Raw genomic sequence first — 14,148 nt, 5'->3', positions numbered from 1 at the left:
AGACGGCGGTAGCACAGCGTTTAGCCGCTGGGTGGTATCATGCGTACTTAGTGGAGGTACTTCATCCAACCCAGAAGAAAGAGTTTCAAAATGGCGCGCGTACTACTGGTCGAAGACTCGCCTACTCAAGCCGTCGAAATGCGGATGTTGTTGGAACAGGCGTCGCATGCCGTCATCCATGTGGCGAATGGCCGTTTGGCGCTAAGTGCTCTAGACGAACACATTTTCGATGTTGTCATCACCGACCTGGAAATGCCTGAGCTGAATGGCCTAGAACTCGTTAAAGCGATGAGCCTGGACTACGAACACGTTCCTTCGATTTTGGTGACGGCGAGAGGCAGCGAAGAGTTGGCATCGAAAGCGCTGCAGAAAGGGGCCGCAGGTTACGTCCCTAAAAATCACCTCGAATCGCTTCTGAACGACACGATCGTTGAAGTGCTGGGTGTGATCCGAACCGACGCCAGCTTTGCGAAGTTGATTTCAACGCTCCAGAAGAACTCTTTCGATTTCAAGATGCCCAACGATGCGTCATTGATCGCTCCGACCATTGCGTTGTTGATCCAAGTTGCGTCGGGGATGGATTTGCTTTCCGGCAGCGACATGGTTCGGTTTGGAATGGCCGTCGAGCATGCCATGCTCAACGCCATGTACCGAGGCAACTTGCAACTCGGCCCGTCCGTCACACCGCCGCACCGTGCGATCATTTACGATGACGCAACGTCGGACCTGATCGAAACACGAAAGAACACCGCCCCGTACAAAGATCGATTGGTCTTCGTGGAAGCCACCGCTTCCAAGGCAGAAATTCGCGTCGTCGTGCGTGACCAAGGTCGCGGCTTCAACACGTCGGATTTGCCAGGCCGCGAAGATGCGCAAGTCCTGGACACCGAGTCGGGCCGTGGGCTAGTTCTGATGAGAAGTTTCACGGACGAATTGATCTTCAATGAGTCCGGCAACGAAGTCACGATGATCAAACGTTGCAGCTAAAACACTTACTTCTTTAGAGTCACTGCCATGGATTCGGACGCCTCCGAACTGTTGCAATCGCGTTCGACCTATCAAGCGCTGGTCAACACGTTGCCGCTTAGCCTTTTGATCAAGGACTCCGAAGGCCGGCGGCTGTTTGCCAACAAGGCGTATTTGGATTTTCGCCAAACGACGCTGATAGAAATCGAAGGCAAAACGGACGCTGATCTTTTCCCGCCCGACATCGCTCGCCAGTACTTGGCGGATGATCTGGCGGTCATGGCCAGCGGAAAACCGCTGCACAACGTCGAATTGACGACGAATACCAAAGGCAATCGATCCTGGATCGAACGGATCAAGACGCCCATTTGTGATCAAGATGGGCAAGCGATCGGTATTCAAGTGATGTTCTGGGATGTCACCGATCGTATCGTCGCCGAACAAGAGTTGCGAAAGGAGAAAGCGTTACTGACGACACTTTTGAAATACATTCCCGATTCGATCTATTTCAAGGACTGCGAAAGTCGCTTCGTTCGCATCAGCGAAGCGATGGCCCAAAAGCTTGGCATCGAGAGTGCGCAGGCGGCGGTCGGCCTTACCGATGCGGACATATTCACGGGCCTACACGCAGAACAAGCGCGAGAAGACGAAGTCAGGATCATGGAAACGCGTGTTCCGCTGGTCGATCGCGTGGAACGCGAAACGTGGCCGGGCCATGAAGACACTTGGTGCATGTCGACGAAGATGCCGATGATCGACGATCAAGATCAGATCACGGGCACCTTCGGGATTTCACGAGACATCACCGACTTGAAGGCTTCGCAAGAGGCCTTGGAAAAGGCGCTCAAAGCAGCTGACCAAGCGAACCGTGCCAAGAGCGATTTCTTGGCAAACATGAGCCACGAGATTCGCACGCCCATGAACGCGATCATCGGCATCTCGGAACTGTTATCGCAAACGCAACTGACATCAGAGCAAATCGACTACAACGAACTGGTTCGCGATTCGGCCGACTCGCTGCTGCGGCTGCTGAACGACATTCTCGATTTTTCGAAAATCGAAGCCCGCAAACTAGAACTGGAATCGATCCCGTTCTCGATTCGAGATCTGGTCGAAAAAACGGGTCGCACGCTGGCTCTTCGTGCGAATGAAAAAGGACTGGAACTGGCATGTCGCGTTGCGTCGGACGTGCCCGACCGGATGATCGGCGATCCCGGTCGCATCCGACAGATCCTGATCAACTTGATTGGAAACGCGATCAAGTTTACCGACGAAGGCGAAATCGTTGTCGAAGTCAGTAAAGGGATCAGCGATGACGTGACCCCACATCTGTCTTCCGAAACGATGCCGGCATTGATCCCGGTCCATTTCAAAGTCAGCGACAGTGGTGTGGGCATCCCGCTTGATAAGCAGGCGGCGGTTTTGGAAGCGTTCACTCAAGCCGATACTTCGACAACCCGGCGTTTTGGCGGCACAGGGTTGGGACTTGCCATCACCAAGCAATTGGTCGAATTGATGGGCGGCCATTTGGCATTGGAATCCGAAGTTGGCAAAGGCACGTCCTTCTTTTTTACAGCCCTGTTGCCCAAGGGACCGTCGAGTGAAGTCAGCCCGCAGATCCGGCTGAAAAACTTGGTCGACCTACCCGTCCTGGTCGTCGATGACAACGAAACCAATCGTCGGATCTTGAAAGAGATCTTTTTGTCGTGGCAACTCTCGCCAACCTTGGTCGATGGCGGTGCCGCAGCAATCGACCAACTTCAAAAAGCCAGGGATCAAGGCAAACCGTTTTCGATGGTCATCCTGGATTGCATGATGCCCGAAATGGATGGGTTTCAGTTGGCCGAAAAGATCCAATCACTCGGCGAGGGCCCGGCCCCGAAGTTGATCATTTTGTCATCGGCTGATCGCCAAGAAGACATTGACCGTTGCGGCGAATTGGGGATTTCTCGCTATTTGATCAAGCCGGTGGTTCAGTCTGAGTTGCTGGATACGGTTCTGCACGTGATGAACGTGGAAAGTCCCCATTCCGTCGTCGCCACCGAGGCGCCCGTCGAATGCGCGCCGCTTCGCGTTTTGGTGGCCGAGGACGGGCTCGCCAATCAACATGTTGCGATCGGATTGTTGAAAGCCGCCGGTCATCAAGCGGTTGTCGCCAGCGACGGTCGCGAGACGATCGCACGATGGAAGGCCGAGCCATTCGATTTGATCCTGATGGACATGCACATGCCAGTCATGGACGGCATCGAAGCGACCATGCACATTCGAGCGGCTGAAGGCTCCTCCGGCAAGCACATTCCCATTATCGCATTGACCGCTGCGGCGATGAAAGAAGACGCCAAGGCATGCTTGGACGCTGGCATGGACGCGCATTTGCCAAAGCCGATCCATCCACGACGTTTGCAAGAAACACTTGCTCAATTCGCGCCGGAGGAAACCTGCTTGTCGGGAATGTCAGATTCGACCACTTATTCGACCGGTGCATCCAAGTTCAATACGGGATCCACAACCAGCGGCGGAAGCGGCAGCCGAACGACGACACGATGGGACTCCGTTGCCGAGACGACTGACGGAACGATTGACTTACGCGCCGCAGCCATTCGCGTGCCCGGTGGATTGCAAGGTGTGCGTCGGTTGGCAGAAGTCTTTATTCCGGAATGCGAATCCATTTTGGAGACGCTTGCCAACGAAGTTCCCGATGGCGACGCGATGCTGATTCGTCGAGCGGCGCATACGCTCAAAGGATCTTCGAATCTGTTTTACGCCAAGCGTGTTTCAGAGCTTGCGTCGCAGTTGGAAGAACTCTCCATCGCTGATTCACTGGCGACGTCACCGATGATCCTGGAATCGCTGAGCGAAGAAGTCAACAGAATGCTGAGGGCGTTGAACAATTTCTTAGATCTGACAGCTGAGTAATCGCCACCGGTTGATCGTTACGATTCGTCGTCGCTCAGACCCAGCTTTACCAACCAGCGTCGCGAATTGCCCGAACCGGTTTCCTCGGTTTGACGAGTTTCTCGCCGGAGGTGCTCGATTTGTTCCTCCAGCTGGGCGGTCTTGTTGGAGAGCTCTTGCCGTTCGCGTGACAACTTCGCGCGTTCTAAGGACGCTTCGATTTCGCTGCGACGGAATTTTTCTTCCCACTCGGCTTGCAACAATTGCAGGCGATTGCGTTCCTGAAGCACCAGTTCATCCGCGTCAACCAACTGGGCAATCGCGGCAGCACCAACGACAACGCTGGCATCTCGGACCTCGCAGGGTTGCTCGAGCAATAGCCGCAGCTCGCCGATTTCGGCGTTGCGATTGGCGAGGTCTTCTTCGCGTTTATTCAGTAGATCGATCAGCTTAGAGACGAATTCGGTCGGCGTTTCGGTCTCGGAAATCGATTCTGCGGCTTCACTGAGCTCTGACTGAAGTTCATCGACGAACACATCGGCGTCGAACGTTTCAGACTCCATTTGCTGCATGATCAACGCTTTGCGTTCGTCCCACGTCAGCGCGTCGCTGGTGCTCGATTGAGCGTTGGAGACGGTTTTGCGGATGTTGGAATTGGCAAGCTGAGTAGCAAGGTCGTCGTTTTGTTGCCGAAGCTCGTCGTTCTCGTCCTCCATCAAACGCAGTCGGCTGGCCAATTCTTCCACTTCGAATCGAATCTGATCCACTTCATCGTTGGATGCGATCGTATTCACAATGGGGCCCGCAACAACGCGATGGGACAACTCCGCGAACATTTGATGCAGTTGATCAATCTGGCTGGAAACGTGCGTCAACAGCTGAGCCGAATCGTCGACGGCATGACGGTCATCAAGGGCATGACGGTCACCGACGGGCTCGATCGCGTCCGAATCGGCAACCGTGCCAGTGATTGCGCTAGGCCGCGGGGCGATTTCGCCGCTGGACGAATCGCTCGTTACGGGCGACGGCGACTCAACCACCGAGTCTGGCGTTCGCTCAGAAGCAGTCGTTCGCGAATTTCGATTCTGTTTTCGTGACTTCCGAGCCATGGTGACCGATTGCGGGAGGCGATCTGGTTAAATAATCGTTACGATCGTTATCTTGTGAATGTCTTGGTCGTGAACAAAGCCCATCGGTTCGACGATGGACCAACGCGACCATCGAATGACTACGTCACGCAGAAGCAAAAGTCAAACAATACCCGCTGCATATCGGACCCATGGCCAAGAAGAAAGTGAAATCGTCTGTGAATGCTGCAACCGACGAGGGGGTCGAACAGGACTCGTCCATCGATTTCGAGTCCGCATTGGCTGACGTCGAAGCCATCGTGGGCAGTTTGGAAAGTGGCGAATTGAGTTTGACCGAATCTCTGGGTCACTACGAAACGGGCGTCCGCCGCTTGAAGCAATGTCATCAGTTGCTAGCGGCAGCCGAACAGCGAGTCAGCGTGTTGTCCGGTTTCGACGCCGACGGCAACCCGATCACCGAATCGCTTGGCGAAATGGAAGTCCGTGGGGGTAGCGGACGCGCCTCAAAAGCGGGTACCGCGAAAACGGCGACGCGTCGAAAATCCGCAAATTCGTCGAAAGCAAATGATGAGGGGACCGATGGTCCCCTTAATCGATCCGATGACGAACAATCTGTGGACGATCGGCCGGGTCTTTTCTAAACTCTGCGGGCCGAGTCTGCCGAATCCGCGTTTTCTTCAAGCTCGTCGTACCACCGATTTCCCGCCACCCAACTCCTCCCACCCCTTCGCCTCCAAACCATTGGCCAAACAACAACCATCGTCTCCGCGGCCGCCATCGGGGATCGAAGATTTACGGCCTTGGATCGAGATGTCGCTCGACCAGGCTTGCGACTTTGGTCCGGGTTGCCCCGAGGTTTTAGCCGCCGCGATGCGATATGCGTTGTTGGCTCCGGGTAAGCGATTGCGGCCGGCCTTGGTTTTGATGTCGGGTGAAGCGTGTGGCGTTGACCTTGGTGGCCCTGCCCGCGATCGGTTGATGCCTGGCGCGGTGGCGGTCGAAATGGTCCACGCTTATTCGCTGATTCACGACGATTTGCCGGCGATGGATGACGATGACCTTCGTCGCGGCCGCCCAACGGTCCACATCAAGTTCGACGAAGCCACAGCGATTCTGGCGGGCGATGCACTTCAAGCCGAGGCTTTCCGGCACTTGGCAACCCGGGTGGCGAACCCAATTGCCGCGGCCGCAGCAATGGGAAGCTTGGCCCAGGCGGCTTCCGCGTCCGGTCTGGTGGGGGGGCAAGCGGATGACCTGGCCGCCGAATCGCGAAATGAAACGACCCGAATGTCAATGCAAGTTACGGCGGAAAGTGGAGTTAGCATGCGAAGTGATCACAATGGGGATGCATCCGGCACAGCACATACGGACACTTGGATAGGGCACCTAGAATCCATCCATCGACGAAAGACGGGGGCCCTGTTTGCCGCCTCGCTCGATTTGGGAGCGATTTTAGCGGGTGCCGACGAGGCTTCGCGAGCGATATTAGGAAAGTATGCGGGCGATCTGGGGCTGGCTTTCCAGGTTGTGGATGATCTTCTGGATCACACGGCTGACGAAGCGACAGTTGGAAAACGAGTCGGAAAGGACGCTGATCGAGGGAAACTTACTTATCCGGGATTACTCGGATTGGCAGGAGCCCAAGAAAAAGCAAACGAATTGGTTGAGTCGGCAAAAAGCCGAGTGTCAGTTTTCGGTGACGCCGGATGGCGGTTAACCTTACTGGCGGACTATGTACTGGAGCGCACACACTGATGAAATCTACATCCCCTGGAAAAGACACGCACCATCATCCGCTTGGCCAGCATCCGTTGCTTGCCGGTTTGACTGATGCGATGCCGCTTCGGACGTTCACACCCGAGCAACTGGAATCGGTTGGAGCCGAGATCCGCGACGTGCTGTGCAATCTGCTAGCCACCCGGACGGCCCACTTCGCGTCGAACTTGGGTGTCGTCGAATTGTGCTTGGCGCTTCACTGCGAATTCGACTTCCGCACCGACCGATTGATTTGGGACACCGGGCACCAAGTTTATCCCCACAAGTTGGTGACGGGCCGCTATCACGATTTTCCGTCGATACGCACCGCCGGGGGGTTGATGGGGTATCCCAATCCGCACGAGAGCGTTTACGACCTGTTCATGACGGGCCACGCCGGGTGTAGCGTTAGCACCGCAGTGGGACTGCGCAGCGGCGACGTCATTGGTGGCCAAAAAAACCGTCGAACCGTCGCCGTGATCGGCGACGGCGCATTCCCAAGCGGAATCGTCTTCGAGGCCATGAATAATGCGGGTGAGTTGGGTGACGACCTGACCATCGTTTTAAACGACAACAAAATGTCGATCTGCCCGCGGGTCGGGTCGGTCGCAAATTACCTGGATCGCTTGCGAAGTAATCCGTTTTACACGGGACTGAAAAGCGAAGTCGTCAAACTGCTTGACCGAGTACCTATGTTCGGCGATCCGGCCGAACGCTTGCTGGCCCAAATGAAGGAGGGCGTCAAAGCCGGATTGCTCGGCGGCATGCTGTTCGAAGAACTTGGCATTCGCTACGTCGGACCGATCGATGGCCACGACATTGCGCTGGTGCGAAAGTATCTGTTGATGGCGAGAGAAATCAGCGGACCGGTTCTCTTGCACGTGGTCACCGAGAAGGGTCACGGATACAAACCGGCGGCGGAAGATCCGGTCTATTTCCATACGCCACCCGCGTTCAAAGACAGCGCCGGCAATTTGGTCACCCAGAAAAGCGATGGGCTTCCGCCCTACACGCTTCACGCTCGCGATGCCGTCCGCAAAGCGATGGCCGCTGATCCGCGTGTCACGATCACTACCGCGGCGATGTGCCAGGGCAACAAACTTGAACCCGTTCGCGAAAAGTTTCCGGACCGATTCTTCGATGTCGGCATCTGCGAATCACACGCCGTCGCGTTCGCTGCCGGACAATGCAAAACCGGCCTTCGACCGATCGTGGACATCTACAGCACGTTTCTGCAGCGTAGCTACGACCAAATCTTCCAAGAGGTAGCGTTACAAGACTTGCCCGTCACGTTCTTGTTGGATCGAGCTGGTTTGACGGGCCCAGACGGCCCCACGCACCACGGTTTGTTCGACATTGGTTACATGCGAGTGTTCCCAAACATGGTGTGTATGGCACCCGGCTACGCAGCGGAATTCGAATTGATGCTGCAAGCGTCACTGGGCCATGACCACCCGTGCAGTATTCGATACCCCAAAGCCTCGGCGATTCAATTGAATCACGATCCTGCCCCGATCGAGATTGGCAAATCGGAAGTCATCCGGCAAGGAACCGACGGCACCATCGTCGCATTCGGTGCGATGCTAGAGCAAGCGATCGCAGCGGCCGAATTGCTCGAGGGCGACTTGGACGTCGGTGTCGTCAATGCTCGATTCGTCAAACCGATCGATGAAGCCATGGTCCGTGAAACGGTTGTATCGGGACGGTTCGTGATCACGGTCGAAGAAGGCGCAAGAATGGGCGGTTTCGGATCCGCGTTCATCGAATCGGCCGTCGAGCAGCGACTCGATACGCGTTCCATCCGCGTTTGTGCGTTGCCCGATCGATTCATCGATCACGGCGACCGCAGCGAACTGCTACACGAACACGGACTAAGCCCCGAGGCGATTGCCCAAGCTTGCCGAGACTCGGTCCCCGCCAAAGTGTGACCACCCGGCGGCATTCGGTTGTCTGGGTCCAGAAATGAACACATCACCCTTCGCGTGATATCCCAAGATCGCTCTTGCTACAGTTTCAACGATCTGCGATTTTCCCAGCGTGAAACATTCGTTTTGACGCGTAAGGAGACCGCACTCGTGCATCGTAATTTTTGGGCCATGGTTGCCGTTGTTGGTTTGGTTTGCTGCAGCACCACACTGTCGGGTCACACTTTCGCCGACGAGCCAGCGTCCGATTCCCCGACCGGTGAGAAGTACTTGCTTCGCTACTCTTTGAAGCCGGGCGAGAAAATTCGCTACGAGGTCACTCACATCGCCAAGACGAAAACTCGTATCCGCGGTGCCGAAGAAATTTCGAACGTCCACACGACCAGCCAGCGCCACTGGAACGTTACAGATGCCAAGGCGGACGGAATGACGTTTGAGCACTACGTCGATTCCGTCGCGATGACACAGCAACAAGGCGAAAACGAAGAGCTTCGCTGGGACAGCACCAGTGGTGAAAAGCCCGTCGCGGTTTTCGAGAAGGTTGCCGAACAGATTGGCGAAAAGCTTTCAACGATCACCATCAATCCACGCGGCCAAGAAACCAACCGTGAAGACTTCGGTGGCACCAAGGCTACCCTCGGAATGGGATCACTTTCCATCGCACTTCCGGACGAGCCGGTCGCCATCGGTGCGTCTTGGTCGGTGCCACGCGAGGTCAAGGCACGAACCGAAGCCGGTGACGTCAAGATCATCAAGATCCGCGAACTATTCACGCTGGAAAAGGTTCAAACGGGCGTCGCTACGCTGTCGATTCGTAGCGAACCGCTGACACCGATCGACGACGAAAGCGTTCGCGCCCAAGTGGTCCAACAACTCAGCAACGGTGAAATCCGATTCGACGTCGACGCCGGTCGCATGATCAGCAAGCAACTCAATTGGGACGAAACGGTCGTCGGCTTTCAAGGCGCCAACAGCTTGATGGAATACCGCGCACGAATGACCGAGAGCCTAGTCGATGGCGTCGAACGAACAGCCAGTCGTCCCTAGGCGGTCTGCTTTCGCCGTTCCGTAAATGCCACAACCGCCGTAATGGCGGTGATCTGAAAAAGAGCAAAGATCAGTGGCGGCGTATCACGAAGGGTTGCCAGAATTCTGGCCGCCCACAGTGGTTCGCGATCTTGCTGGGCCGCAATCCACTGGCCCAACGGGCGTGGCAACGGCGCCCACTTGGAACTGTCTTCCCAGCCCGTTGCCGTACGTCGCCATCCGACCGGTTGGTGGGAAACGATCGTCGAAGGCACGCCAACCCTTTCTCCGTCACTGCTGATGGAAGTATCGGATGTCGCCGACGCCGTGCCCACCCAAGATGCCGGTGTTGGTGGATCGTGAGCTATCGCAGCCCACAGCGCAACCAAGACCACAACACCACAAGCGTTGTTTCGCAGCCAGCGGGCAAGCCAGCGGGCGTCATCAGGATGAATCGAGAAGTACTCCATCGTGGAACACTTCGCACTTCCCGGTCCGTTACATGCCGCCAGCGACGAATCGGCATCGAAACCCGTAAAACACGGGATTTCGCAGGGACGCATCGCTGGTCGCTCCGTCGAATGTGGTGCAAACGCAACACTCCGGTGCAGCCACATGTCGACGAGTGTTGCCCGATCGCAACGCCGACACCATCGTTGCCGGTGCTCCGGACCTTGTGTCGTCGTCGGAATAATCGACAAATTCCATCAAGTCGAAGGCAGTCGAAACAAAAGCTAATCAGAAAACGTCGTCAAACGGACCATGCGCGACCTACGTTTCAGAAGTCGGATCTTGCCGGGAACATCGTATCCGGCAATCTCGTCCCGTGACTTTTCGCACAAGAGTTTGACCGCTATGTCGACCGCCGCAACACCCGCACTTCAAGACGTATTTCATTCCGACGTACTGCCGGCACTTCCGCACAGCGCCATCGGGCTCCTGCAACTATCGCAGAATGAAGACTGCGGTCCATCGGATTTCGCAAAGCCGATCGAAGCGGACCCCGGATTGATGGGCCAAGTCTTGAAGTTCGTCAACTCTTCGTACTTCGGTTTCAGCCGCGAAATCATGAGCGTCCAGCAAGCGTTGACGCTTGTGGGAACGCGAGCGATCACCAACTTCGCACTGTGGAACGCCGTCTTCAGCGTCATTCCCAATCCGACGTTTGGCCCGTTCGACTTGAAGTCGCTTTGGCAAGACTCGCTACGACGCGCCTTGTTCGCTCGGATGGTCGGTCGATCGCTGAAGCTTGCGTCGGCCGAGGATCTGTTTGCCGGCGCGCTGCTGCAAGACATGGCCATCCCGCTTTTGTTGAAAGAGCTCCCCGCCGAATACGAGTCGTTGGTTACGCGCCGTGCCGCTGAGGGACGTCGCTTGAGCGGTCTAGAAAAAGAGCTGTTTGGATGGGATCACGCCGATGCGGCCGCCATGTTGGCGTCGCGTTGGAACCTGCCCGAGGAGTTTGTCACCCTGATCGCTCAGCACACGCATCTTGATGAATTGCTGGCCGGCGGAAAAGAACAACAGGGCCCCGCCTGTGTCGCATTGGCATCGCTGCTGCCGTCCTGCTGTGACGACCATTGGCAAGAACAAGCCGAGTTCGTCGCCGGGTTCAAACAACTGACCGGCCAAACCGACGCTCAACTTGCTGAGTTGTTCGCGACCGTCGACCAATCGACTGCCGATTTTGCACCGCTATTGAAGTTGCCCGTTCCGAAAAAGACGCTCGTCGAATACATCGCCGATTAAGAAGCGTAGGTGCCTTCCAGCGGTCTGCATCGCGCCGACACGCTTGCATCTTACGCGCCCGGTTGCTCCGCCACGTCCGCGATTCCCCATCCTGCTTTCTTTTCGCGGGCATAGTCGGCGAAACGATTCTGCTCGATGGCGTCGCGGGCACCCTGCATGACGCGCTGGTAGTACGTCAAGTTGTGAATCGACAACAGAATCGGTCCCAACATCTCACCAGCGACGAAGAGGTGCCGGAGGTAACCGCGACTGTGGCGGCACGCCAAGCACGGGCAATGGGCTTCGATCGGACGAGTGTCTTCTTTGTGGATCGCGTTTCGAAGTTTCAACTTTCCTTCGTCGGTGAACGCCAATCCGTTCCGTCCGTTACGCGTCGGCATCACACAATCGAACAAATCGATACCACGGGCAACGCTTTCGATCAGGTCGATCGGCGTTCCGACACCCATCAAGTATCTCGGCTTGTCCTCAGGAAGTTCCGGACACGTTGCCGCTGTGATGCGATACATTTCCGATGGCGCTTCACCGACGCTCAAGCCACCAACTGCGTAGCCATCGAAGTTCATCGATGACAGTTCGCGGGCACACTGAATTCTTAGCTCGACGTCTAGCCCGCCCTGAACGATCGCAAACTTGGCTTGGTCATCCCGGGTTGCCGCTTCCAGACAACGTTTGGCCCAGCGGATCGATCGCGCCATCGCGTCTTCGACCACGCCGGGTTCGGCAGGCAGCGCAACGACGTGATCAAGCACCATGGCGACATCACTGCCGAGCGATTCTTGGATCTCAATTGAATGCTCGGGGGTCAAACGAACTTCGGCACCGTCGATGTGACTGCGGAACGTGGCCGCTTCTTCGGTGACTTGGTTGATGGCCCCGAGAGAAAAGATTTGGAAGCCGCCGCTATCGGTCAGAATCGGACCTTCCCAACGGGACATTCCATGAAGTCCGCCGAGCCGACGCACGGTTTCATGACCGGGGCGCAAGGCTAAGTGGTACGTGTTGCCCAAGATCATGTGGGCGCCCGTTTCCTTGACCTGATCAATCGTGACGCCTTTGACCGTTCCCTGGGTACCAACGGGCATGAAGCCCGGTGTTTGGACCGGGCCGTGAGGCGTCAAAAAAACACCGCGGCGCGCCGAAGTGGACGCGTCGCGGTGTGAGAGTTCAAATTGAAACTGGCTCATGAAAAGTTCGGCGATCAGTCCCCACGCATCTTCAAACCGAGGTCGGTTAGCTTTTCGCGAACTTCATTCAAGCTAGTCACGCCGAAGTTCTTGCACTCCAACATATCGTCGCCCGTCTTTCGGATCAGCTCGCCGATCGAGTTTAGTTGCAGTCTCGCCATGCACTTGCGAGCACGAACCGACAAATTCAAATCTGAAATCGGGCGATCCAACAACGCCTGCTCATCAGCCGACATGTGGCTGGTGTCCAACGGCGGATCGTTACTCTTTTTCTCATGCGCGAATTGACCAAGGCTCAAACCCTTGCTGGTCAACATCTCGCGAATTTCGAACAGGCTGGTTTCACCGAAGTTCTTGCTGCTCAGCAGTTCCGCTTCGCTCGTGCGCGTCAAATCGCCGATCGTGTCGATGCCCATTTTCTGCAAGCAGTTTCGGCTTCGAACGCTCAATTCAAAGTTCGTCACCGGCATGTTCAGAATCTGTGCCAGGCGATCGTTGCGACGTTGGGCTTCTTCGTCATAAAGCATGTTGCCGGTGGCGGCAGCATCCTTCATGTAAAGCTGTGCTTGCGGATGGTCGGGGTAACAATCAAGAATTCGCTTGTAGCAAAGCTGGGCCTTGTCGAACTTGTTGTTGTCTTCATAGATCAAACCCAAGTTGATCAGAGCGCCGATTCCGGTTGGGAACGTCTTCGCAGCACGCTCGTACAACGCCAAGCTTTCCTTGTCGTTGCCCATGCGGTCGTTTTCGAGCGCCAGGCCGAACAGGGCGCCGGCGTGATTTTCGTCGGTGTTGACCGCACGTTGGTAAAGCGCCAACGCTTCTTCCATGCGACCGCCCACTGCCGCAACGGTAGCGGCCCGTTGGTACATGTAGTCGGCCGTTTGCTCGGCTGGTCCGAAAATATTGTCCAAAATCGCCAAAGCGTCGTCGACGCGCCCGGCATAGCGATGACACTCGGCGATACCAATTTTGCATTGGTCGTCGTTGTAGCCCGATGTTTGAGACTTCTCGTAAGCCGCAACTGCGTCTTCAAACTTCCCAAGCTCGAATTGGCACCGAGCTTGATAGAACAGCGCCATCGCGCCGCCATCAGCGGACTGCAATGTTGACAGCGATTCACGGAACCGGCCCAGAAGAAATTCGCAAACGCCTTTCTTCGTCATCCCGGCAGGGCTAAGCGAATCGTCGTCGTCCATTTCGTTGACGGCGTCACGAAGTTCGCCGAAATGGCCATAGTTTTCCGAGATCGCCTTGCGGATCTTGCCCACGTCGGCGGGGCCGAACGAGTTGTTGGCCAGAACCATATCTTTCAGGTCGAGAACGTCGAGATCGGTTTCACTCATCGACACAAGTCTCCTGCCCATTGAGGGGGGCGTACAAAGCAATTGATGGGGAGCATCTCGGCGCCGAACTTCACAGTTCGGCGGTCGAAAAAAGCCAGCGGTGGGATTTGAACCCACAACCTACGCATTACGAATGCGTTGCTCTGCCAATTGAAGCTACGCTGGCCATCGAACGAGATTGGCAAAGTTTGTTTGGAATGCGAAAGTCTAT

The 14,148-nt window shown here is 56.1% G+C and carries 11 protein-coding genes and 1 tRNA gene; 7 read left to right on the top strand and 5 right to left on the bottom strand.

Translation table 11 applies throughout. From position 1 onward, the window contains the following. Nucleotides 1-90: 90 nt before the first annotated feature. Nucleotides 91-987 (top strand): ATP-binding response regulator, encoded by an 897-nt coding sequence (locus tag Poly51_RS25935; RefSeq protein WP_146461568.1) that lies wholly within the window; start codon nt 91-93, stop codon nt 985-987. A 27-nt stretch (nt 988-1,014) separates the two neighbouring features. Further along, nucleotides 1,015-3,882, top strand: a complete 2,868-nt coding sequence (locus tag Poly51_RS25930) for a hybrid sensor histidine kinase/response regulator (RefSeq protein ID WP_146461566.1) — start codon at nt 1,015-1,017, stop codon at nt 3,880-3,882. A gap of 17 nt (nt 3,883-3,899) precedes the next feature. On the opposite strand, the gene Poly51_RS25925 is transcribed toward Poly51_RS25930, so the two are convergent. Further along, nucleotides 3,900-4,970 (bottom strand): hypothetical protein, encoded by a 1,071-nt coding sequence (locus tag Poly51_RS25925; RefSeq protein WP_146461564.1) that lies wholly within the window; start codon nt 4,968-4,970, stop codon nt 3,900-3,902. 170 nt (nt 4,971-5,140) lie between these two features. On the opposite strand from Poly51_RS25925, the gene xseB reads away from it, so the two are divergent. The 4 genes from xseB (at nt 5,141) to Poly51_RS25905 (ending at nt 9,676) form a co-directional block, all read left to right on the top strand. Further along, entirely contained in the window at nt 5,141-5,590 is a 450-nt protein-coding gene (gene xseB, locus Poly51_RS25920) for an exodeoxyribonuclease VII small subunit (RefSeq protein ID WP_146461562.1), read from the top strand. 169 nt (nt 5,591-5,759) lie between these two features. After that, nucleotides 5,760-6,704, top strand: coding sequence for a polyprenyl synthetase family protein (locus tag Poly51_RS25915; RefSeq protein ID WP_146461711.1), 945 nt, complete (start codon nt 5,760-5,762; stop codon nt 6,702-6,704). Continuing rightward, complete coding sequence (dxs, locus tag Poly51_RS25910) at nt 6,704-8,632, top strand: 1-deoxy-D-xylulose-5-phosphate synthase (protein ID WP_146461560.1); 1,929 nt, start codon at nt 6,704-6,706, stop codon at nt 8,630-8,632. The genes Poly51_RS25915 and dxs overlap by 1 nt, the downstream gene beginning before the upstream one ends. Nucleotides 8,633-8,779: 147 nt before the next feature. Continuing rightward, nucleotides 8,780-9,676 carry a hypothetical protein gene (locus Poly51_RS25905; protein WP_186775813.1) on the top strand — a complete coding sequence of 299 codons (897 nt, stop codon included), beginning with the start codon at nt 8,780-8,782 and terminating at the stop codon, nt 9,674-9,676. Here the strand turns inward: Poly51_RS25905 and Poly51_RS25900 are convergent. Further along, the gene (locus tag Poly51_RS25900; protein WP_146461558.1) at nt 9,673-10,218 is read right to left on the bottom strand and encodes a hypothetical protein; all 546 of its coding nucleotides are present in this window, start codon (nt 10,216-10,218) and stop codon (nt 9,673-9,675) included. The genes Poly51_RS25905 and Poly51_RS25900 overlap by 4 nt on opposite strands. A gap of 292 nt (nt 10,219-10,510) precedes the next feature. Between Poly51_RS25900 and Poly51_RS25895 the strand changes: the two genes are divergently transcribed. Next, nucleotides 10,511-11,404: an HDOD domain-containing protein gene (locus Poly51_RS25895; RefSeq protein WP_146461556.1), complete on the top strand. Its 894-nt coding sequence runs from the start codon at nt 10,511-10,513 to the stop codon at nt 11,402-11,404. 50 nt (nt 11,405-11,454) lie between these two features. Here the strand turns inward: Poly51_RS25895 and tgt are convergent, their stop codons facing one another. From tgt to Poly51_RS25880, 3 genes are all read right to left on the bottom strand, one after another. Further along, entirely contained in the window at nt 11,455-12,591 is a 1,137-nt protein-coding gene (gene tgt, locus Poly51_RS25890) for a tRNA guanosine(34) transglycosylase Tgt (protein ID WP_146461554.1), read from the bottom strand. A gap of 14 nt (nt 12,592-12,605) precedes the next feature. Further along, nucleotides 12,606-13,937, bottom strand: a complete 1,332-nt coding sequence (locus tag Poly51_RS25885; RefSeq protein ID WP_146461552.1) for a DNA-directed RNA polymerase subunit alpha C-terminal domain-containing protein — start codon at nt 13,935-13,937, stop codon at nt 12,606-12,608. 92 nt (nt 13,938-14,029) lie between these two features. Then, nucleotides 14,030-14,103: transfer RNA gene (locus tag Poly51_RS25880), tRNA-Thr, on the bottom strand. Nucleotides 14,104-14,148 lie beyond the last annotated feature (45 nt).

The sequence above is a fragment of the Rubripirellula tenax genome, assembly GCF_007860125.1.
GTDB classification, from domain to species: Bacteria; Planctomycetota; Planctomycetia; order Pirellulales; family Pirellulaceae; genus Rubripirellula; species Rubripirellula tenax.
The sequence above is the reverse complement of the archived record's forward strand: the minus strand, read 5'-3'. Positions and strand labels throughout refer to the sequence as shown.

Excerpts from the sequence above, each read along its gene's own strand:
- Poly51_RS25935 (WP_146461568.1), top strand. The coding sequence starts at position 91 with ATGGCGCGCGTACTACTGGTCGAAGACTCGCCTACTCAAGCCGTCGAA.
- Poly51_RS25930 (WP_146461566.1), top strand. The coding sequence starts at position 1,015 with ATGGATTCGGACGCCTCCGAACTGTTGCAATCGCGTTCGACCTATCAA.
- Poly51_RS25925 (WP_146461564.1), bottom strand. The coding sequence starts at position 4,970 with ATGGCTCGGAAGTCACGAAAACAGAATCGAAATTCGCGAACGACTGCT.
- xseB (WP_146461562.1), top strand. The coding sequence starts at position 5,141 with ATGGCCAAGAAGAAAGTGAAATCGTCTGTGAATGCTGCAACCGACGAG.
- Poly51_RS25915 (WP_146461711.1), top strand. The coding sequence starts at position 5,760 with ATGTCGCTCGACCAGGCTTGCGACTTTGGTCCGGGTTGCCCCGAGGTT.
- dxs (WP_146461560.1), top strand. The coding sequence starts at position 6,704 with ATGAAATCTACATCCCCTGGAAAAGACACGCACCATCATCCGCTTGGC.
- Poly51_RS25900 (WP_146461558.1), bottom strand. The coding sequence starts at position 10,218 with ATGCGTCCCTGCGAAATCCCGTGTTTTACGGGTTTCGATGCCGATTCG.
- Poly51_RS25895 (WP_146461556.1), top strand. The coding sequence starts at position 10,511 with ATGTCGACCGCCGCAACACCCGCACTTCAAGACGTATTTCATTCCGAC.
- tgt (WP_146461554.1), bottom strand. The coding sequence starts at position 12,591 with ATGAGCCAGTTTCAATTTGAACTCTCACACCGCGACGCGTCCACTTCG.
- Poly51_RS25885 (WP_146461552.1), bottom strand. The coding sequence starts at position 13,937 with ATGAGTGAAACCGATCTCGACGTTCTCGACCTGAAAGATATGGTTCTG.